General features: G+C 74.9%; 13 protein-coding genes. 8 read left to right on the top strand and 5 right to left on the bottom strand.

The genetic code is table 11. The annotated features are described in order from the left end of the window. Positions 1-130: 130 nt before the first annotated feature. Both QQY24_RS05825 and QQY24_RS05830 read left to right on the top strand, forming a co-directional pair. On the top strand, positions 131-3,283 hold the full coding sequence (locus QQY24_RS05825) for a BTAD domain-containing putative transcriptional regulator (RefSeq protein ID WP_301971586.1): 3,153 nt from the start codon (positions 131-133) through the stop codon (positions 3,281-3,283). Positions 3,284-3,418: 135 nt separating this feature from the next. Beyond that, a complete protein-coding gene (locus QQY24_RS05830; protein WP_301971587.1) occupies positions 3,419-4,993 on the top strand; it encodes a pyridoxal phosphate-dependent aminotransferase in 1,575 nt (524 codons plus the stop codon). A gap of 570 nt (positions 4,994-5,563) precedes the next feature. On the opposite strand, the gene asnB is transcribed toward QQY24_RS05830, so the two are convergent. The 3 genes from asnB to QQY24_RS05845 form a co-directional block, all read right to left on the bottom strand. Further along, on the bottom strand, positions 5,564-7,414 hold the full coding sequence (gene asnB, locus QQY24_RS05835; RefSeq protein WP_301971588.1) for an asparagine synthase (glutamine-hydrolyzing): 1,851 nt from the start codon (positions 7,412-7,414) through the stop codon (positions 5,564-5,566). A 51-nt stretch (positions 7,415-7,465) separates the two neighbouring features. Beyond that, positions 7,466-7,705, bottom strand: a complete 240-nt coding sequence (locus QQY24_RS05840; RefSeq protein ID WP_301976158.1) for a hypothetical protein — start codon at positions 7,703-7,705, stop codon at positions 7,466-7,468. A gap of 193 nt (positions 7,706-7,898) precedes the next feature. Further along, on the bottom strand, positions 7,899-8,222 hold the full coding sequence (locus QQY24_RS05845; protein WP_301976159.1) for a glutamate--tRNA ligase family protein: 324 nt from the start codon (positions 8,220-8,222) through the stop codon (positions 7,899-7,901). Between the two features lie 1,009 nt (positions 8,223-9,231). On the opposite strand from QQY24_RS05845, the gene QQY24_RS05850 reads away from it, so the two are divergent. The 6 genes from QQY24_RS05850 (at position 9,232) to QQY24_RS05875 (ending at position 15,589) form a co-directional block, all read left to right on the top strand. After that, positions 9,232-9,498: an acyl carrier protein gene (locus tag QQY24_RS05850; RefSeq protein ID WP_301971589.1), complete on the top strand. Its 267-nt coding sequence runs from the start codon at positions 9,232-9,234 to the stop codon at positions 9,496-9,498. 1 nt (position 9,499) lies between these two features. Then, positions 9,500-10,564, top strand: coding sequence for a GNAT family N-acetyltransferase (locus QQY24_RS05855; protein WP_301971590.1), 1,065 nt, complete (start codon positions 9,500-9,502; stop codon positions 10,562-10,564). Between the two features lie 78 nt (positions 10,565-10,642). Further along, positions 10,643-12,223, top strand: coding sequence for an amino acid adenylation domain-containing protein (locus tag QQY24_RS05860; RefSeq protein WP_301971591.1), 1,581 nt, complete (start codon positions 10,643-10,645; stop codon positions 12,221-12,223). Positions 12,224-12,277: 54 nt separating this feature from the next. Then, entirely contained in the window at positions 12,278-12,745 is a 468-nt protein-coding gene (locus QQY24_RS05865; RefSeq protein WP_301971592.1) for a cobalamin-dependent protein, read from the top strand. A gap of 8 nt (positions 12,746-12,753) precedes the next feature. Beyond that, positions 12,754-14,127 (top strand): methylaspartate mutase, encoded by a 1,374-nt coding sequence (locus tag QQY24_RS05870; protein WP_301971593.1) that lies wholly within the window; start codon positions 12,754-12,756, stop codon positions 14,125-14,127. A 235-nt stretch (positions 14,128-14,362) separates the two neighbouring features. Then, positions 14,363-15,589 (top strand): phosphatidylserine/phosphatidylglycerophosphate/cardiolipin synthase family protein, encoded by a 1,227-nt coding sequence (locus tag QQY24_RS05875; protein WP_301971594.1) that lies wholly within the window; start codon positions 14,363-14,365, stop codon positions 15,587-15,589. 369 nt (positions 15,590-15,958) lie between these two features. Here the strand turns inward: QQY24_RS05875 and QQY24_RS05880 are convergent, their stop codons facing one another. Then, positions 15,959-18,241, bottom strand: a complete 2,283-nt coding sequence (locus tag QQY24_RS05880) for an SWIM zinc finger family protein (protein WP_301971595.1) — start codon at positions 18,239-18,241, stop codon at positions 15,959-15,961. Continuing rightward, positions 18,238-21,084, bottom strand: coding sequence for a DEAD/DEAH box helicase (locus QQY24_RS05885; RefSeq protein WP_301971596.1), 2,847 nt, complete (start codon positions 21,082-21,084; stop codon positions 18,238-18,240). Before QQY24_RS05885 ends, QQY24_RS05880 begins: the two co-directional genes overlap by 4 nt. Positions 21,085-21,105 lie beyond the last annotated feature (21 nt).

Here is a 21,105-nt window from a genome sequence, read left to right on the forward strand (position 1 = left end):
GCGCCGACGGGGTGCGCGCGTTGCCGGCCGCGAGTGCCGGGCCGTCCGCTCCCGGCCTCGGCCGGCACCGCCCGCACCCCGTCCGCCACTGCCGACTCGCCGAACGGCTGACCCCTGGGGAGACCACGTCATGCAGTTCTTCCTCCTCGGCCCCCTGGAAGCCACCTCCAACGGGCGGCAGCTGCCGCTGGGGGGCACCAAGCAGCGCCTCGCCCTCGCACTGCTCCTGCTGCGCCACAACTCGCTGGTCCCGGTCGGGCAGCTGACGGACGCGTTGTGGCCGGGTGACGTGCCCGTGTCGGCGCGCAAGATGCTGCACAACGCGGTGTCCGGACTGCGCAAGTCCCTCTCCGGGGACGCGGACGAGGACCCCCCGCTGCTGCTCACCCGCTCGCCCGGCTACCTGTTGCGCGTTGCGCCCGGGGCCATCGACCTCGTCCGCTTCCAGGACCTGGCGGCGCAGGGCCAGGCGGCGCTGGCCGCGGGCCGCTGGGACCAGGCGGCGCGGTCCCTGCGCGGGGCCCTGGACATCTGGCGCGGACCGCTCCTGTCCGACCTGGCCGAGCAGACGGCCGACTGGCCGGAGGTCAGCGCCGCGCGCAGCGCCTGGCTGACCGCCCTGGAGGGCCGCCTCGAGGCGGACATCCACCTCGGGCGCCAGGGCGAGGTGCTCAGCGAGCTGGAGGTGCTCGTCGAACAGGAACCGCTGCGGGAACGCCTGTGCGGGCAGCTCATGCGCGTGCTCTACCAGCGGGGCCGGCAGGCCGATGCGCTCGGTGTCTACAGCCGCACCCGCAACGCCCTGGTCGAGCAGCTGGGCCTGGACCCCAGCCCCGAACTGCAGGAGCTGGAGCGGGCGATCCTCAACCACGACGTCTCCCTCGCCGGGGCTCCCCCGCTCGCCGCGCACACGCGGGGCACGCCCGCGGGGCCGCCGGCCGTGGCCGGCCGCCGGACGGGGCGGGGCGGCACGGGACCGGGATCCGGCGAAGGCGGTGTGCTGGAGGAACTGCGGCAGGTGAGCACCGTGCTGGTGGCTGCGGGCCCCGCCCCGTACCTGACCGCGGGGCCGGAGGACCTGCACGCCGTGCGCGACCACGTCGGCGGGATCGTCCGCGAGGAGGCGCAGTTCCACCAGGCGCGGGTGGCCGAGGCGGAGGGGGCCGCGGACGAGGCGGTCGGGGCGTTGCTCGCACGGGCGAGGGAGTCCTGGCGGAACACGACCGGGTGCGCGGGGTCACCGGTCTGGATGGCCGCCGCGGATCCGGCGGCGGGCGAATCGGGGCCGTGGCGCGCGCTTCGGCTGGCGCACGCCATCAGCGGCAGGCTGACCGCCGAGCCCGGCTGCCGCGCGGCCGACGGCCGGTGGCTGCCGTTCGAGGTGCGCGTCGTCGTCGTCACCGGCGCGGCCATCACCCGCCAGGGTGATGCGGCGTCCTCCTGGGCCCGCCCGTCCGAAGACCTGGTCCGGCTCTGCCTGCGGTTGCTGGAGGACCGCGGGGCGGGTCCCCTGCGGGTCTGCCCGACCACCGCCGAGGCCGTGCGGTTGCTGGACCGTCCGGACCACCTGCCGTTCGTCGGCCGCGATCACGAACTCTGCGCCCTCGACTTCGCGCTGGAGAGCACGCTGGTGCACCGCCAGCCGCACCTGCTGACCGTCTTCGGCGACGCGGGAACCGGACGTACCCGGCTGCTCGACGAGTGGATGCGCCGGTGCCGGGAGTCCCGGACGGCCGGCCCGCCGGTCACCTTCCTGGTGGGGCGCACGTCTTCGGCGATCGGCGGCGGCCGTTCGGCGGCGCTGGCCGAACTGGTGCGTGCCGCGGCGGACATCGATGTCACCGATCCGCCGCCCCTGGCGACCGCCCGGCTGGCCGGCATGGTGGACGGGGTCGTGGACGAGCGCCGGGCACCGTGGATGCTCGCCCACCTCAGCGCCCTGCTGGACACGGACACCGCCGACGCGTCCGTCCCGGCGGACGCCTTCGACGCGTGGGCCCAGTTCTTCGAGTCGCTGGCCGCGCAGGACCCGCTGGTACTGGTCCTGGAGAACCTCCAGTGGAGCGACGACACCGTCCTCGACTTCCTCAACCACCTCCTGGAGCGTTCCAGCGGTGTACCGCTGCTCGTGGTCGCCAGCGCCAGGCCGGACCTGCTGGACCGGCGCGCCGCCTGGGGCGGCGGCAAGCTCCGCAGCACGTCGCTGTGCCTGCGCCCGCTGGAGGACGCCGATGCGGCACGGGTCATGTGGGACGCCTACAGGTCCGCGCGGGTCTCCGACGGCCGCTTCCTGCCCGAACACTGCCCGGACGCCCTCGTGCCGGTCGCCGGTGCGCTCGGCGGCAACCCGCTGTTCGCGATCGAGTACGGCAGGCTGCTCAGCGAATCGGGATGGCCGGAATCGGGGCTCCTGCCGGACGCGATGCCGTACTCGATGCGCTCCCGGCTGGAGACCATGCTCGACCTGCTGCCGCCACAGGCGCGTGCCGTGCTGTACGACGCGGCGCTGTGCGGGGAGTGGATCACCGAGAGCAGGCTCGCCGTGCTGGCCGGCGGTGACCGGCACCGCGCGGTCGGCCGGTGGCTGCGCCTGCTGGTCCAACGCGGGATCATGTGCTCCTCCCGGCACCCCGGCGAAGGGCAGGACGCCCCGTACGCCTTCGCCCACCACCGGTTGCGCGAGGTCGCGCTGTCCCGCGTGCCCGAGGCGGTGCGCAAGCGCAAGGCGGAACTGATCCGCGCCACCTGCGCTCCCCGTCCCCGGTCCGGCGTCGAGCCGGGCGGCAGGGTCCGTGACACCCCGCCTCCCCACGGCCTCCCCGCCGCGGGCTTCCCGCCGGCGCCGCCGGCCGAGTGCGGCAGGGGGCCCCGTCTGACGGTGGTGCCGGCCGGGGCCGCTCGGCTGACCGCCCGGCCCGCGGCCGCTTCCCCCGGTGGGTCCGGCTCCACCAGCGCCCACGCCGGCCCGGAGGACGGACGCGGCCCCGGCACGGCCGGGCCCGCCGGGCCGCCCGGCGCCCCGGCGGCGCCCCGCTCCCCCGCGGCGGTCCGTCCCCTCCCCGCGGGGCGGACGGAAAGAGCCTGGATGGAGAAATGCACCCCCGCCTCATTGCCTGGTAATCGGCCGGCGCCGACCAGCGGAAACGGGCCCGGGAACGGTGCGCGAACCGCGGAAATCACCGTGCCGGGCGTGGCACACAATTACCCTCTTCGCACCCGAGTTACCCGGCAATTGCAGCCGGAATACTTCTGCCTGTTGTTCCCTGCTGCAGCGAATCGCTAACGTCGTTCGATGTCGCTCGCCCGGAGCAGACATCAGCGGACCACGTCCACCCGCCAACTCCCTTACTCCGGTCCCAGCAACGCCTGCGGATCCGCGGAGCCGATTCAAGCCCGGCACAGAAACGGAAATGGGTAAATGCCGCTCTTCGATTCCCCTTCCCCGCCCCGGCGCATCACCGTGCCCGACGACGCGCGCGCCGCAGCCGCACTGTCCCGGCTCGTCGAGGAGGACCGTGACGTCTTCACCCCCGACGTCGACGACCGGCTGCTCGACGTCATCGCCCGCGCCAACGACCCCCGCGACGCCTTCGAGTTGCGCGACCTGTGGCTCGGACGGGTCGAGTACGAGCTCGGCGACGACGCGCTGCGCCCGGAGCTGGCCGAGCTCTGGCGGCGTTCGCGGCCCCGGCGCCGGGTCACCCCCGAGGAGGCGCTCACCTCCCGCTCCACGGTCCGGTTCGTGAAGGAACTGTTCAACTGGTTCTTCCGCGACGACCTCTACGGCGAGCTGGCCGGCGATCGCCAACTGGTGCTGTCCAGCGGCTCCGTCGACGAGGAGCACTGGGGACTGCCCGCGGTCCTGAAGGACTGCGTGCGCTTCGCGCTCGACCGGGACTGGTACGGCTACTCCGACTCACGCGGCCGGATTCCCGCCCGCCAGGCCGTCGCCGCCTACGAGAACGCGCTGATGGAACGCGACGTCTACGACGAGCGGAACGTCGCGATCACGCTGGGCGGCACCTTCACGGTCAGCACCCTCGCCGACTTCCTGCTCACCGGCAGGTCCGCCTCGGCCGAGCCGGTGCTCTGCGGCATCCCCAACTACCCGCCGCTGGTGGAGGCCGTGGCCCGTCGCAACGAGGTCCGGATGGTCCCGATGCCCAGCGCCGCCGGGAAGGTCTCGCTCGAACCGCTGATCCGCGCCCTCACCCCCAACACCCCGATGGTGCTGATCCAGACCGCGATCAATCCCACGGGCGCCCTGGTCGACGAGGACGAACTGGCCCGGCTGATCCACGCCGCGGGCCCGAACACCACCGTCATGCTCGACGAGTGCCACGAGTGGCTCGGTCCGCACCGCCCCCGCTCGGCCGCCCGGGCCGCCCGCAACGTCGTCCGGGTGTCGAGCCTCTCGAAGAACTGGTCCGCGCCGGGCATGAAGGTCGGCTGGCTGCTCGCCGACCGTGAGTTCATCGACGAGTACTACGAGCACGCGTCGACGATGTTCGGCGGTCCGCCGTCGTTCCTCTACACCGTCATAGAGGTGCTCGCGCGGATGGAACGCTGGCTGGTCGCCGGTCTGGACCGGCCCGGCGCGGCGGAGGTCGCGGAGTTCGAGCCGTCCTACGGGATCGGGGCCGACCGGCTGCGCGCCGCCTACGCGAGCTACGTGCAGGAGCGCCTGCAGCGGCAGGACGCGCTGGCCACGCTGCGCGCCGCCGCCTGTCACCGGTTGTCCCACGTGGCGGAGGTGACCGTGCCCGCCTACTCGATCAACGCCGCGGTGCGCTTCCCCGGGTGGGACGACAGCTACCGCTGTTTCCGCGACCTGCTGCGCGAGACCGGCGTGTCGACCTACCCGGGAATCCTGAACTTCTGCTTCTCCGGGGGCGTGGTGCGGATGACCACGGCCCGGCCCTGGGACGACCTCGTGGAAGCCGGCGACCGCCTGACCAACGCCCTGCTCGGGGCGAAGGCGGGCCGGGCCTGAGCCACCCTGGCCCACGTCGGGCGCGCACCTGCCCGGCACGTCACCGGCACGGCGTCCGCGTCCGGCCCCGGTGCGGGCCGGGCGCCCGCCCACGGACCAACGCCGCGGGAGCACAGCCGTACGGCCGCGGGTCCGCGCGGTCGGAGCGGTGCCGGCGGGAAAGGGACCGGGGAGGGCGGGTTCAACCCGGTGCAGGCCGACGCCCGCTCCTCGGGTCCGCCCGCCGGCGTCCGCGCGTACGCCGGCCCGGACGGCGCCGCCCAACCGCCTTCCCCCTGCCGGGGACCCGCGGCAGTGCTCCGCCGCGGTGGCCCGCGCACTCGCACCGGACGGCGAGCGCGCGCCCGGCCCCTGCTCCGGTCTCCGGTTCGGCCCCTGCTCGGACCTCTACGAGCAGTCGCACTTCCCGCACTGGAACCGCACCACGCGCAGGAGGGCCGGCGTCCGTCGCCGGCCCTCCTCCGCGTGCCCCCGGCGGCTCGCCCCCGTACGGTGACGCGCCCCCGGCTCCGAGCGGGCCGGGGGCGCGTCACCGTGCCGGGCGGGGGGCCGGGCCGACCCCCGGCCGCCTCAGGACAGCAGCAGCCGGGGGCGGTGGACGTCGAGCCACACCGCGAGGTTCAGGCTGCGCTCCAGCCCGCTCCGCACGGCCGGGCCCGTCCCCTGGCCCACGGCCTCCTCCAGCCAGGGCCTGCTGACCAGGTCGAACACCGGGTGGTCCGGCTCGGTGAGCAGCTCCTTGGCCTGGTGCCGCAGCACGGCCAGGTACCCGGGGTCCTGGATGGACGGGTACGCGCTCTTGACCCGGTCGGCGACGGACGCGGGCAGCACGTCCCGGACCGCCGCGCGCAGCAGGCTCTTCTCCCGGCCGTCGAAGCTCTTCATGGCCCACGGCGTGTTGTGGACGTACTCCACCAGCCGGTGGTCGCAGAACGGTACGCGCACCTCCAGTCCGACGGCCATGCTCAGCCGGTCCTTGCGGTCCAGCAGCATGCGCGTGAACCTGGTGATGCCGAGGTGCGAGGTGATCCGCCGGGTGCGGGCCTCCGCGTCGTCCCCGGGCAGGTGCTCCACCTCGGCCACCGCGTCGGCGTAGCGGTCCGCGACGTAGCCGGGCAGGTCCAGTGCGTCGAGCAGCTCGGGGCGCAGGACGGAGCCGTCCCGGCCCTGACTGCCCGCGGGCACCCCGTTCGCCGGCGACATCCACGGGAAGGTGCCCGCCCGCTGCGCCTCCAGGGAGTGGTACCAGTGGTAGCCGCCGAACACCTCGTCGGCGCTCTCGCCGGACAGCGCCACCGTCGAGTGCCTGCGGACCGCCTGGAACAGCCGGTAGAGCGAGACGTCCGTGTCCCCGGTGCCGGCCGGGACGTCCCGCGCGGCGATCACCGCGCGGCGGACGGCCGGATCGACGAGCGAACCCGCGTCGAGCACGACGTCCGAGTGCACGGTGCCCAGGTGCTCGACCATTTCCCGCACGTAGGGCGCATCCGGTGTGGGGCGCGCCGGATCCGGCACGAAGTTCTCGTTCTGCCCGGCGAAGTCGACGGCGAAGCTGTGCGCCTTCTTGCCTTCGGCGGCCAGGTGCCGCGCGGACAGCGCGGTGACCGCGCTGGAGTCCAGTCCGCCGGAGAGCATCAGGCACAGCGGCACATCGGCGACCAGTTGCCGGGACACGATGTCCTCCAGCATCTCGCGCACGCGGGCGACGGTGGTCTTCAGGTCGTCGGTGTGCTCCTTCGAGGCCAGCGCCCAGTAGACGTGCTCGCGCACGCCGTCGGCGTCGACCGTGGCCACGGTGCCGGGCCTGACCTCGCGCATGCCCGCCCACACCGCGTGCCCGGGCGTCTTGACGAAGCCGAAGAGCTCGCGCAGCCCGTCCAGGTCGACGGTCCGGGTGGCCAGCGGGTTCGCCAGCAGCGCCTTGGGCTCCGAGCCGAACAGCACTCCGTCCGCCGTGGGCTGGTAGTACAGCGGCTTGACGCCCATCCGGTCGCGGATCATCACCAGCTTCGCCGAGCGGGCGTCCCAGACCGCGAAGGCGTACATGCCGTTGAGCCGGTCGGCGACGGCCTCGCCCCATTCCAGGTAGCCGCGCAGCACCACCTCGGTGTCACCGGCGGAGCGGAAGACGTGCCCCCGGCGGCGCAGTTCCTCCCGCAGCTCGCGGTAGTTGTAGACCTCGCCGCTGTAGACCAGGGCCAGGCTGCCGGAGGGGGTGTCCAGCGTCATCGGCTGGACGCCGCCGTCGAGGTCGATGACCGCCAGCCGGCGGTGGCCGAGCGCGGCGCGCCCGCGCGGGTCGGTCCACGTGCCGGCCGAGTCCGGGCCGCGGCAGCACATGGTCTCGGTCATCGAGTCCAGGACGTGGTTCTCCCGGTGCAGGTCGCGGTCGAAGGCGACCCATCCAGCGATGCCACACATTCGGTTGTCTCCTCGGGGATGCGGAACGGAGCCCGGACGGTCCGGGACGGGTCACCGGCCGGACGGTGACGCGGCGCTCAGCGCGTGGCGGATGCGGCGCAGGCTGCTCGGGCGGCCCAGCAACGCCAGCGTCTCGTACAGCGGGGGCGCGACCGGGTGGCCGGTGAGGGCGACCCGCAGCACGGCGAGGGCCGGACGGGCGTTCGCACCCAGCCCGTCCCTGAGGCGGAGGCGTATCGACTCCCTCGTCCAGTCCTCCAGGTCCGCCAGGAGGTCCGCGGCGACGCGCAGCGCGCCGTGGTCCGGCGCCGCCGCCGAACCGTCCGGGCCCGCGCGGACACGGAACCGTCGGGGAGGAACGGGAACGCGAGGGTCCCGGCGGCCTCGGCCAGTGTTTTCGCGGCGTCCTGCACCAGGGGAACGGCCCGGGCCGGCAGATCCCGCTGCGCCGCGGTCGGTTCCGGCGGCAGCGCTCCGGTGCGGATCACGTGCGGCACCAGCCGCGCGACGTACTCGGCGGTGCTCGGCCGGCGCAGGCGCGCGGCGTTGACCGCGGTGATGCGGGCCGTGTCCAACCGGACCGGGCGCGCCCGGCTCCGGCTGACGTCTGGCAGTACTGGGCCATGCCCCTGGCCGCGTCCGTGTCCTCGAGGCGGAGCACGAACTGGCCCCCGCGGTGCCGGGCCAGCGCCCAGTCGACCACGGCGGCACGGACCAGCCCGATGCTCGGCGGCCCGATCGGTGAGGGGGTGGAAGTGGTGCGTACGGTCGCGGTGGTCTCCGCGGGCGTGGTCTGGGGGAGGGGCATCACGGTTTCGGTGTCCTGTTCTTCACGTGCCTGCGTCCCGCGCATGCAACCGCCCCGCCCTGCGAAACCGGATTCCTCTTTGTTCCGCGGTTGCACCGCACGTCCGCTTCTCTGCGACAAGGTAGCAGCGCGGCGTACGGCGGGTACCGCGCCGCGGTAACGGGCACGCCATTGACGGGTAATGCGGGCCGTGACCGCCGCGTTGGGAAAACCGCACCGGGACGGGTGTTTTCCCGCAGGGGAGGAGCGGTCCGGTTCCGTTTTCCCTTTGCACGGGTCCTCCTCGCCCGGAAGGCGGGGACCGGCCGTCTTCCGGGCGACTCCGGATTACCGGGCGATTCCCACGGATTACCCGAGCCATTCCGGCCCGTGGCCGGCACGTGGCGCGGAATGACCCGTCGAGGGAGCGGCGGTCCGCGCCCGCCGTGGACCGCGCGGTGCTCCCGGGTTCCCGCCGCCGCGGCACGGTGCCCGGTGGTGCCCGCGGGGCCGCGACGGGGCCGCCGCCGGTGTCCGGCGCGTACGGCTCCGCCCCGGCGGCGGGCCGTCCGGCACGGGCCGGTGCGGGGCAGCCGGCGGTGCGCCCGGTACGAGGGCGCCGTGCCACGGGGGTTCCTCCGGGCACCGGCGGTGCGGTGCCGGTCCCGGGCGACCGGTGGACGGGGACCGCCCGAGGTGGCGGGGTCCGCCGGTGCGGGCCGCTCCGGCGGCCCCGCCGCGGGGGCGGGCCGGCGACCGGCGGCCCGGGGCGGGACGACGCGGTGCCGTCCCGGCGGGAGCGGTCGGCGGCCACGGCCTCCCCGCCGGTAATTGCGGGGTAATTGCGCGGTCAGGCGGAACAGTTGCCACGGGAATGGCCCCGCAGTTACCGCACCGGCTGCCCGGCCGCGTTAAGTTCGTAGCGCAGTGGCGATCCTTCCCCGGAAGGACGTGGGCGACGACCGATCCCGTGAGGCGAGCGGGAATGCGGCCCCGCACCGGTGGCGCATCTACACAAGACGGGTGAGACATGGAAAACGGCCTTGCGCTGACCGAGAGCGCGGTACTCGACCACCTGCACACGCTCCTGTGCAACTTGCTGTTGATGGACTCCGTTCCGGCCGACTACGACCTCATGGCCAGCGGCGTCCTCAACTCCTCCATGTTTCTCGAACTCTTCGTCGAGTTGGAGAGGCAGTTCGACATCCGCATCACCGGTGCCGACGTGAACCAGGAGAACTTCCGCACCCTGGAGTCGATCGCCCGGTTCGTCCGCGCGAAGCGAGCGGAAGCCTGACATGCGTGCGGAATTCACCCTCACCGGCTGCACGCCGGCCGATCACGCCGAGATCTGCGCCCTCGAGGAGAACCTGTGGGCCGGCGGACCGGAGGGCAACCAGGCGTACCTGGAGTGGAAGTACCACGCCAATCCCCACCTCGACGACCGCTACACGGTGATCGCCCGCACCCCGCCGGCCGAAGGCGGTGAACTGATCGGCGTGGTGGGGGTGTTCGGCTCTCCCTGGGAAAGGGACGGGCAGCGGTTCACGCTGCCCTGCCTGACCGACACGATCGTCACGGCCGAGTACCGCAACAGCCCGCTCTTCCACGAAATGGTCGACGAGGTGCTGTCCCGGCTGCGTCGCGACGGCGTCCCGTGGCTGCTCGACTTCGGGGACCAGGGCACCGTGCCGGCGATGCTGATCCGCGGCTGGCGGCAGGTCGGCGTCTGGGGGCAGTCCGTGGTGACGCGGCCCCCGGGCACCGGGCACCGGGGTCCGTGGGACGAACTGCCCGTCACGCGCGGCCCGCGCTCCGGCCTGCCGGTCACCGCGGCCTGCCGCCCGGACCTTTGGGCCATGACGGAAGTCGTGCGCGAGGTGCCCGCCGACGGCCGTGTCCGCGTCGCGCGCGACAGCACCTACTTCGGCTGGCGCGCCTCGAACCCGCTGGCGAAGTACTACTACCTCGTCGCGCGTTCGCAGGAGGGGGGCGCGGAGGGCTACCTCGTCGCCCACCGCTCCGGAGTGGACAGCGACGAGGGACCGACGCCCACCACGGTCGTCGAGTGCGAGGCCCGCACCGAGGAGGTCTACGCCGACCTCGTCCAGATCGCCCACGAGTCCCTGCCCGGCACCCGCGTGCTCATGTGGACGCGGGACCTGGCGGAAGCGGGAGCCAAGGTCCTCGCCGACCTGGGCGCCGAGTTCGTCGAGCCGACCGGGCGGCCCACCCGTGACCGGCCGCTGCCCAGCCTCCTGATCCGTGGGACCGGTGCGGAGCCGGTCGCGGCCGGCCTCTCGGACCTGGACAGGCTCGACGTCTGGGACTTCCGCGGCGTCTCCGGCCGGGGCTGGCGCTAGGCACCGCCGTTCACCACGCCACCACGCGGTCCGGGTGGGACCGGGTACCGCTCCGCAGGACGAAGAGAAGGGATTGTCGTGACCGGCCACCGAGCAGGTGAGTTTCCAGGCGCCACCCTCGTGGGGGAACGCCGTGAGTTGGAGGCGTCCTCCGTGGTGGAGCTGATCCGCCGATGGGCCGAGACCACGCCGGACGCGGTGGCGCTCGAATGCGGGGACACCACGACCACCTTCCGGCAGCTGTGGCGGCGCAGCATGTCCCTCGCCGCCGCGCTGCGCGAGATGGACGTGCAGCCGGGCGAGGTCATCGGCGTCGTCGCCCGCCGCAACGCGGAGACGGTCGCGGCGATGATCGCGGTCATGGCCGTCCGCGCGGCCTACGCACCGATCGACCCGACCAATCCCATCGGGCGCGTGCGGCTCATCCTCGACCAGGTCCGGCCCCGCTTCATGCTGTGGGACGGCACGGGCGGCGTCGAGTGCGCCTCCGGCTTCCCCACGGTGGACACCTCCGGCGTGCCGGACCTGCCCGCGGACTCCCCCGCCCCGGTCACGGGCGACCCGCTCCACGACGACCTGGCCTACGTGGTGTTCACCTCGGGCTCCACGGGGATGCCCAAGGGCGTGCTGGTGGAGCACCGTTCCCTGGTCAACCACATCGGCTGGGCGGCGACCCACATCCTGCCGGACGCCGGCGGCGCCGCCTGCCCGCTGTTCGCCAGCATGAGTTTCGACCTCGCGCTCACCACGCTGTGGGTGCCCCTGGCGCACGGCCGCACGATCGTCATGTTCGAGAACTCGTGGGACTACGCGAGCCTGTACGCCCCCCGGACCCGGCCCTACGACTTCGTGAAGGCCACGCCCAGCCACTTCCGGCTGTTCGAGCGCATGCTCGAACCGGACTACCGGTCCACGGCCAGGCGGCTGATGATCGGCGGCGAGCCGCTGGAGCCCATCATGCTCAAGCGGATGGGCGACCGGCTGGACGGCGTGCAGATCGTCAACCACTACGGGCCGACCGAGACGACGATCGGCTGCTGCGCCTACCGCTTCGCGGTGCGGGACATGCCCGACCTGCCCACGGTCCCCATCGGCAGCCCGGCCTGGAACACCGCGGCCTACGTGGTGGACGACAACGGCGGGCCGGTGGGCGTGGGCGGACAGGGTGAGCTGGTCATCAGCGGATTCGGCATCGCCCGCGGCTACCTCGACGGCGACGGGGGCCGCTTCCTCGACGACCCCGCGTTCGGCGGACGCGCCTACCGCACCGGCGACATCGTCGAGGTGCTGCCCGGTGGCGTGCTGCTGCACCTCAGGCGCGAGGACAGCCAGATGAAGGTGAACGGCCACCGGTTCGAAATGGCCGAACTGAACCGCCACGCCCTGTCGTTGCCGCGCGTCGCCGACGTCGCGTTCGATATCGTCCGCGGCGGCACCCTGGACGTGGTGGAGGCCTTCGTGGTCTTCGACGACCGGTCCGCGGAGGCGCCGCCCTCGGAACGGGAGATCCGCTCCCGGCTGTCCGCGCTGCTGCCCAGGGAGCTGGTGCCCAAGCGGGTCCACGTCGTACCCGAGATCAAGGTCGACGCCAACGGCAAGCGTGACATCCGCTCGACCCGGACGCTGGTCGAGGCGACGGCGGGCCGCGCCGGCGGCTGACGGTCCGGTGAGGACGAGAAGCGGCGGGAGCGACCGCCGCGGAAGGAGAACACGATGAGGAGCGCTTCCTCGCGCATCGACCCGCCGGACCGCGCCCGCGACGTGATCGTGCTGGGCGTGACGGCCAGCGACGCGCACTCGGTGGCCAACCAGCTGATCGCGCACCACCTGCGCAGCGAGGGGTACACCGTGGTCAACCTCGGTGCCTGCACGCCGGTCGAGGAGTTCGCCCGGGCCGTGCGCGAGCACCCCGGCACACTCGCGGTGGTCATCGGCAGTCTCAACGGGCACGCCTACGACGACCTGCGTGACCTGCCCGCCGCCCGCGCCACCGGGGAGCTCGCCTGCCCGGTGATCCTCGGCGGCAACCTGTCGGTGGGGAGCCGGAAGGACCCGCGTGCCCTGGAGCGGCTGCACCGGCTCGGCGTGGACCACATCCTGTCCGAGATGGGCGAGCTGGTCCCGCTGCTGCGCGACCTGGCCCGGCAGGCCGCGCAGTCCCGGCTGCCCCGCGCCGTGTAGGCCCGGACATGAACGGTTCCGTCCAGACCCGCCCCGGCTTGGAGCCGGACCTGCCCTCCCCGGCCGACGTCGTGCGCTTCGTCCGCGCACGCGGCACGCCGACCGTCCGCGACGTGCTCGCCCGTTCGGTCAGGAACGCGGTGGTGGCCATCCAGCCCCGCTGCGGAGTCGGCGGGCACGCGGAGATGCTGCAACTGCTGCGTGACCTCGAAACCGGTGCGGGGCCGGACGTCCTGTCCATCACCATCGATTCGCACACCCGGCTCAACCGCTTCGACCACGCCCTGCGCATGGTCAACACCGACCCGGGCGGGCTCAACGGCTATCCGCTGGTCTCGCACGGGTGGCGACGCGGCCGCGAGCTGGTCGAGTCGGTCTCCGTGCCGGTGGAGATCCGGCACGGCTCCCCGGACGCGCGCACGCTGTTCAAGGTCGCGGTCGCCGCCGGCGCGACCTCCTTCGAGGGCGGCGGGATCTCCTACAACATCCCCTACTGCAAGGACGTGCCCCTGGCGCACTCGCTGGCCTGCTGGCGCGAGGTCGACGCGATGACCGGCGACCTGCACCGCGCCGGGCTGACCCTGGACCGCGAACTGTTCGGCACGCTCACCGCGGTACTGGTGCCCCCGTCGATCAGTCTGGCCGTCGGCGTCATCGAGGCCGTCCTCGCCACCGCCGAGGGCGTGCGCTGCGTGTCCCTGTCCTACCCCCAGGGCGGGCACCTCGCGCAGGACGTCGCCGCACTGCGCGCGATCCCCGTGCTGGCGCGGCGCTACCTCCCCGCCGACGTCGAGGTCTACCCGGTACTGCACGAGTTCATGGGCGTGTTCCCCACCCGCCGGCAGAACGCCGAGCAACTGATCTTCTACGGCGCGCTCACCGCCAGGCTGGGCGGCGCGGCGAAGCTCATCACCAAGACGCACCAGGAGGCGCTGGGCATCCCCGACGCCGGGGCCAACATCGCCGGCATGCGCCTGGCCGCCGTGGCCAACTCGCCCCTGCTGGACTTCATCACCGTCGACACCGAGCACGTCGAGAGGGAACTGGAATGGCTGCTCGAGGAGGTCGACGACATCGTCGCCCCGATACTCGGCTCCGCCGACCCGGCCCGTGCCGTCGTCGCGGCCTTCGCCGACGGCACGCTCGACATCCCCTTCAGCGCCAGCAGGTACGCCCGTGGTGACGTGCTGCCCTGCCGCGACGCCTCCGGCGCCATCCGCTACGCCGTGCCCGGCGCGCTGCCGCTGTCCCGCGCCGCGGTGGACCGGCACCGCAGGTGCCTCGACCTCGCCTCGGGCCCCCAGAGCATGCAGACCCTCGTCGATCGCGTCACGCGCGACATCAACCACTTCCTCCACCTCTTCGGCGAGATCGGGTCCTGAGCCCGGCGTGCAGGGGCGTTCCCCGGCGTGCGCCCGCACCGTGCCGTGCCGCCCGCGGGGCGGGGGCGGCCGGTGTGGCCGGCGAGGGGCCGTCCGGCGCGGCGGCCGCCCCACGTCCTCCCCGGCCGCACCCGGGCGAGGGGGAGCGGTCGGCCGCCGTGCGCCGGGCAGTACCGGGTATACGGTCCCCCGCCGGTCCGGACGGACCGGCACCTGACGGTCACGGAGGGGACGGATGTTGCAGCGGTCCGGGACGACGGATGCGCAGGTCGGTTTCGACTCGAGCGGGGGCGGACGGGACCGCGCGGCCGACCGCAAGCAGCGGCTGCGAAGGCGGCTGGAACGGCTCATCGGCATCGCGGCGACCGAGGGCAACCGGCTCGTGCCGCTGCGCAACGGTGACGCGATCTTCCCGGCCATGCTGGACGCCATCCGTTCGGCCCGGCACACCGTCGACATGATGACCTTCGTCTACTGGCGGGGGGATGTCGCGCACGAGTTCGCCGCGGCCCTCGCCGAGCGGGCCAGGGCCGGGCTGCGGGTCCGGCTGCTCCTCGACGGGTTCGGCGCCATGGAGATCGAGCAGAGCCTCCTCGACGCCATGGACGAAGCGGGGGTGCAGGTCGCCTGGTTCCGCAAGCCCACCCGCCTGTCCCCGCTGAAGCAGAACCACCGCTGCCACCGCAAGGCCCTCGTCGTCGACGAGAGCGTCGCCTTCACGGGCGGAGTGGGCATCGCGCGGGAGTGGTGCGGCGACGCCCGCGGGCCGGACGAGTGGCGCGACACGCACGTGCGGATCGAGGGACCCGCCGTGGACGGCATAGCGGCGGCCTTCGCACAGAACTGGGCCGAGTGCCACGACACCCTCTACGACGACCGGGACCGCTTCGCGGAGCACCGGCAACCGGGCCGCGCCACGGTGCAGGTCGTCCGCGGCTCGGCCAGTTTCGGCTGGCAGGACATGCAGACCCTCATCAGGGTGGTGCTGACCTCCGTGGAGGAGCGGCTCCGGCTCTCCACGGCCTACTTCGCCCCGGACGACTACTTCGTCGACCTGCTCGCGGCCACCGCCCGGCGCGGTGTCCAGGTGCAGATCCTGCTGCCCGGCCCGTACACCGACCAGCGCGCGTGCCTGCTGGCCGGACGCCGGGTGTACCAGAGGCTGCTGGACGCGGGCGTGGAGATCCACGAGTACCAGCCCACCATGCTGCACACGAAGATCATGACCATCGACGGAGTGGCCTCCCTGATCGGGTCCACGAACTTCAACAGACGGTCGATGGAACACGACGAGGAGGTGATGCTGGCCGTGCTGGACGAGGAGTTCACCGCCGGCCTGGACCGGGACTTCGAGGCGGACCTGAAGCGCAGCGAGCCGATCGACGCCCGGCGCTGGCGGCACCGGTCCCTGGTCCAGCGCGCCTGCGAGCTGTCGGTCGTCCCCATCCGCAGGTTCCTGTAGGCACCCGGACACCGCCACCGCCACCGCTCACCCGGCGTACCCGGTGCCGGGGCCGACCCGGGCCGGGAAGCTCCGTGCGGCTCCCTCCAGTTCCTCCGCCCCAGGGCATCGGCCCCGTGCACGCGGGCGGTGAAGCCGTACCCCGGCTGGCGCCCCGTCAGCCCGGTGGAGCCGTAGGTCCCCGGTTCGCCGGGGCGCTCGCGGACTCCGAACCCCTCCTCGTCGACCGTCGGCGCCCGCCGGCGCGTTCCCCGCTCCACGCCCGCCAGTCCGCCGGCCGCCGCCCGGCGGCGCGGTCGGCCCGCGCGGGCTGGCCGAAGCGGGCTGCGGCCGCGGGACCGGAGGGCACCCGGGGACGCAGGGCACCGGTCACCCGCCGTCCAGGGCGCCGAGACCGGTCAGCGCGCCCACCGGATCCGGGCCCGGGGTGCCCCGGGGCCACCAGTCGTCCCGGCCCGGCTCCGACTCGTAGGCGTACCACAGGCCGTCGCGGCCCAGGCGGAGCTGGACGTGGCCGTCCGGGTGGGTGAGGCGGTTGCGCCGGGGGCGGAACGCCGGGAAGCCGGCGGCGAGCAGCAGCGGGCGCGCCCGGTCGAAGCGGCCGGCCGGCGGGTCCCACGGTTCCTCCAGGACATCCAGTCCCCCTATGCCCCCCTGCCGCCAGGCGGCGACCGCGCGGGCCAGCTCGGCCGGGGTGCGGCCGGCGGCCGCGGCGAGCGCGGCGTACAGCGCGCGCGTGGCGGCGGTCAGCCCAGAGCCGGGGCGGGCCGCGGCGAGGCGTACCGCGTCCTGCCACAGGGTCAGTCCGCCGACCGGGTCGCGGCCGGTGGTGAGCAGCGCGTGCGCGCGGGCGGCGGCGTCGGTCGCGAGCTGGTCCAGCGCGAAGGGGTCCGGTCCGCCGGGTGCCGCCGGGTACACCGGGGGCTGTCCGGGGTGCGGCGGCGCGGGCAGCGGCGGGGGCGGGGGCGGGAGCCGGCGCGGGGCGAGGGCTTCGGCTGCGCGTACGCCCGGCAGGGACTGCGGTTGCCGCTCCCGGGCGGCGCGGGCCGCGCGGGCGGCGCTGCGGCGGGAGAGCGCGTCGAGGAGGTCCCTCTCACCACGGCCGCGCAGCAAAAGCAGCACGAAGGGGTCGGCGTCGAGCAGACGGGCCGTCTGGTAGCAGAGGGCGGCGGCGTGTTTGCAGGGGTGGCCGGAGTCGGGGCAGTTGCAGCGGGGGGCGAGGTCGCCGGGGCCGGGCAGCAGCGGCACGCCGCAGTCGGCGAGGGACTGCGGCAGTTCCTTGTCGAGCAGCGCTGCGATGTGCCCCGTCCGGCCGGCCGCCGCGTCCAGGAACCGCTCCCAGTCCGCGTCCTCCAGCGTGCGCAGGCGCACCTGCACCCGGTACGGGCGCGGGCGGCTCCCGCGCACGTACGCCAGCACCAGTCCCGGGGTCACCGTGATCGCGTCCACGTGTCCCTGGTCCGCGTAACCACGCCCCCGGGCCAGCCGCCCGGCGTCCAGCGCCCCCCGCTCCAACGCGTCCACCCAGGCGTTGCCCCACCAGCTCCCGGCGAACGCCGCCCCCTCCTGAGCCCCGTCCCGCGCCGCGAACGCCGGGAAGGTGCGGCGCAGTTCGCCGTCGCGGTGGGGGGTGGCCATGGTGGCGGGGACCTGCGGGGGCGCGGGGGCCGGTTCGGGTGTCTCGGGGTGCGGCCTCGCGGGGTCGGCGGCGCCGGCCGGGGGCTCCGGTGCGCGGGCCGGATCGTGCGGCTCACTGCGGTCGGCGGCCCGCGGGCGTGCCGGAGGGCCGGGCGCGCGGTCCGGGTCCGGGACGGTGCGCCCGGCGGTGCCGCCCAGGGTGCCGGTGCCGTCCGGCTCCTCGGGGTCGTCCGCCCGGGAGGGCATGCGGAAGGCGCTCGTCAGGAAGCTCCGCACCTCCCGGGCCGTCCTCGCGCGGACGGTCCGGGGTTCCGCGTCCGGGTGGGGGGAGGCGGCGGACCGCCCCGGTGCGCGCGTTCCGTCCCGGCGGCCTGCTTCCGCCGCCTCGGCCCGCAGCGCCTCCCGGCGGGCGGCCCGGAGCGCTTCCCTGGCCACGTCGGCCGGGCGCCCCGCAGGCCGTGCGGCGGACGCGGCGGGCGGCTCCCCGCGGTCACCCGGTTCACCGTTCCCGTCCGCGGCACCGGCACCGGCACCGGCACCGGCACCGGCACCGGCACCGGCACCGGCACCGATGGTGGTGGCGCGTTCACCGGAGCCGCCGGTCCCGCCGTCCCCGGCCCCGTCGTCCTCGGCCCGGCGGCCGGGGGCGGCCGACCGGAGGGCCGCCCGGACGGCGTCCGCAGGCCTGCGCGTCCCCACGGCGGCGGTCGTCCCCGCGGCACGGTCGGAGGCCGGCTCCCCCGCGGCCCCCGCGCCCTTCGCGCTCTCCGCGGCCCCGTCCCGCTCGACGGCGCACGCCGGCTCTGTCCCGTTCCAGCCGGTCCCCTGCCGTCCGTTTCCTTGCCGTCCGTTTCCTTGCCGTCCGTTTCCTTGCCGTCCGGTCCCCTGCCGTCCGGCCGCCTCCCGCCCGGTCTCCTCCTTCCGCTCCGCCTCCGCCCGCTCGCGAGCCTCGCGCAGGGCGCGGCGGGCGGCGTCGCCGGGGCGGGGGACGGGGGACGGGACGGGGGACGTCACGGGGTCCTCCGCAGGGAGACGAGGTCGGACAGTTCGCGGTGCGTCAGTTCGGTGAGGGCCGCCTCGCCGGAGCCGAGGACGGCGTCGGCCAGGGCTCGCTTGGCGGTGAGCATCCCGGCGATGCGGTCCTCGACCGTGCCCTCGGTGAGCAGGCGGTGGACCTGGACGGGCTGGGTCTGGCCGATGCGGTAGGCGCGGTCGGTGGCCTGTTCCTCCACGGCCGGGTTCCACCAGCGGTCGAAGTGGACGACGTGGCCGGCGCGGGTCAGGTTCAGGCCCGTGCCGGCCGCCTTCAGGGACAGCACGAGGACGGGCGTCCGCCCGGCCTGGAAGCGGTCGACCATGTGCTCGCGCTCCGCCACCGGCGTGCCGCCGTGCAGCAGGTCCACGGGGACCGCGCGGGCGGACAGGTGGGCGGTGATGAGGCGGGCCATGCCGACGTACTGCGTGAAGACCAGCGCCGAGCCGTCCTCGGCGAGCACGGTGTCCAGCAGCTCGTCGAGCAGGGCGAGTTTTCCCGAGCGGGCGGCGAGGCGGTCGTCGGCCACCGTCTCCTTCAGGTACAGCGCCGGGTGGTCGCAGATCTGCTTCAGGGCGCCGAGCAGCTTCAGCACGAGGCCGCGGCGGCCGATGCCCTCGGCGCTCCCGATGGCGAGCAGCGACTCGCGCACCACCGCCTCGTACAGCGCGGCCTGTTCCCGGGTGAGCGGGACGGGGTGGTCCGTCTCGGTCTTGGGGGGCAGTTCGGGGACGATGCCGGGGTCCGACTTCCTGCGGCGCAGCAGGAAGGGCCGGACGAGACGGGCGAGGCGCTCCGCGGCCTCCCGGTCCTCGCCGCCCTCCACCGCGCGCGCGTGCCGGGCGCGGAACGACTTCAGGGGGCCGAGGAGTCCGGGGGTGGTCCAGTCGAGCAGGGCCCACAGCTCGGAGAGGTTGTTCTCCACCGGGGTGCCGGTGAGGGCCACGCGCGCGGGGGCCGGGACGGTGCGCAGCGCCCTGGCGGTCGCGGAGTACGGGTTCTTCAGGTGCTGGGCCTCGTCGGCGACGACCATCCCCCAGGGCCGCTCGGCCAGGTGCGCGGCGGCGGAGCGCATCGTGCCGTACGTGGTGAGGACGAAACCGGCGTCGAGGCCGTCCAGGTCGCGCTCGGGGCCGTGGAAGCGGCGCACGGGGACGCCGGGCGCGAACCGGGTGATCTCCCGCTGCCAGTTGCCCAGCAGGGACGCGGGGCAGACCACGAGGGTGGGTTCGGTGCGGGCCCGCTTCAGGTGCAGGGCGATCAGGGTGACGGTCTTGCCGAGGCCCATGTCGTCGGCGAGGCAGCCGCCGAGGCCGAGGGAGGTCATGAGGTCGAGCCAGGCCAGGCCCCGCAACTGGTAGTCGCGCAGGGTGGCGTGCAGGGCGGGGGGCGGCTCGGCCGGGCGCGGACCGGCGGCGAGCCGGTCGCGCAGGGCGGCCAGCGCGCCGGCGGGCACCGCCTCGACGGTCTCGCCGTCGACCTCGGCGGTGCCGGTGAGGGCGACGGACAGCGCGTCGACGGGGTCGAGCAGGCCCAGGTCGCGCTTGCGGGCCTTGCGCACGAGGGCCGGGTCGACCAGGACCCAGCGGTCGCGGAGCCGGACGACCGGCCGGTGGGCCTCGGCGAGCGCGTCCATCTCCGCTTCACCGAGCGGGTCCCCGCCGAGCGCCAGCTGCCAGTGGAACCGGAGCAGTTCCCCGCTCTCGAAGAAGCCGGTGCCGTCGGTGGCCGAGCCGGGCGCGGGCCGCACCACGGCGGTGGCGGTGAGGTCGCGGGCGAGGTCGCGGGGCCAGTGCACGGCGACCCCGGCGGCGGCGAGCCGGCCGGCCGCCGCGCCGAGCAGCTCGCCCACCTCCTCCTCGGACAGGGCGAGGACGTCGGGCACCTCCTGCTCGGCGAGCCGGTCCAGCGGCGGCCACACCCGCGCCGCGCGCCGCACCGCGAGGGCGGCGTCCACGCGCGCACGGGGCCCGAAGGCCACGTCGGCCTCCCCCGCCCACAGGGCCGCCGCGTCGGCGATCAGGGTGGGGTCGGCGAGGCTGTGCACCTGCACGACCGCCGCCCCCGCGGCACGCGCGCCGTCGGCGGCGCCCGCGTCGAAGACGTCGTACGCGGACAGGTCCAGGCGCAGGGAGATCCGTACGCCCGCGTCCATGCTGGCGGCGACCTCGGCCGCCCAGTCGTGGGCGCCGGGCAGGGCCTGGGGTTCGCGGGCGGCGAAGGGCCGGCCCGAGGTGTGGGGTGCGGCGGGGGTGCGGGGCAGGGTGTCGGCGACGGCGTCCAGGAAGGAGCGGACCAGGGCCTCGGGCTCGGGCAGGCGGACGGGGCCGGGGCCCGGGAGCGGGACCGCGTGGCCCTCCGGGGGCAGCGCCGCGGCGACCGCGCGCAGGTGGGCGATGTCGTCGGGTTCCAGCGGGCCGGCGCGCCAGGCGTCGTGGCCGCCCGGGGTCAGGCCGGGCAGCAGGCGACCGCGGGCGACCAGCCGCAGCGCGTGCAGGGCGGCGGCGCCCCAGCAGGCCGTGGCCGGATGGGCGGCCGGGTCGCGGCGGGCGCGGACCAGCAGCGGCAGGGCCTCGGCGAGCGGCAGGGTGCGGGCGGGCACCTGCCGGCGGCGCACGCCCGCACCCCGGCGCCGCACGACGGTCAGCTCCCCGGTGTCGCCGTGGGCGGGCAGGGGGCCGCCGTCGGGGTCCCAGAAGGCGATGCGGCCCTCGCGCGGGAGGGGCGCGGGGAGGTAGACGGACGCGAGGCGCACCGGGACCGGGTCCCCGGTGCGCGGGGAACCTCCCGTGCGCGCGGTCTCCGCGACCGTGCCGCCGTGCATGCGTCCTGCCACCTCCCGCCC

It is taken from the genome of Streptomyces sp. TG1A-8 (assembly GCF_030499535.1).
In the GTDB taxonomy this organism is placed as follows: Bacteria; Actinomycetota; Actinomycetes; order Streptomycetales; family Streptomycetaceae; genus Streptomyces.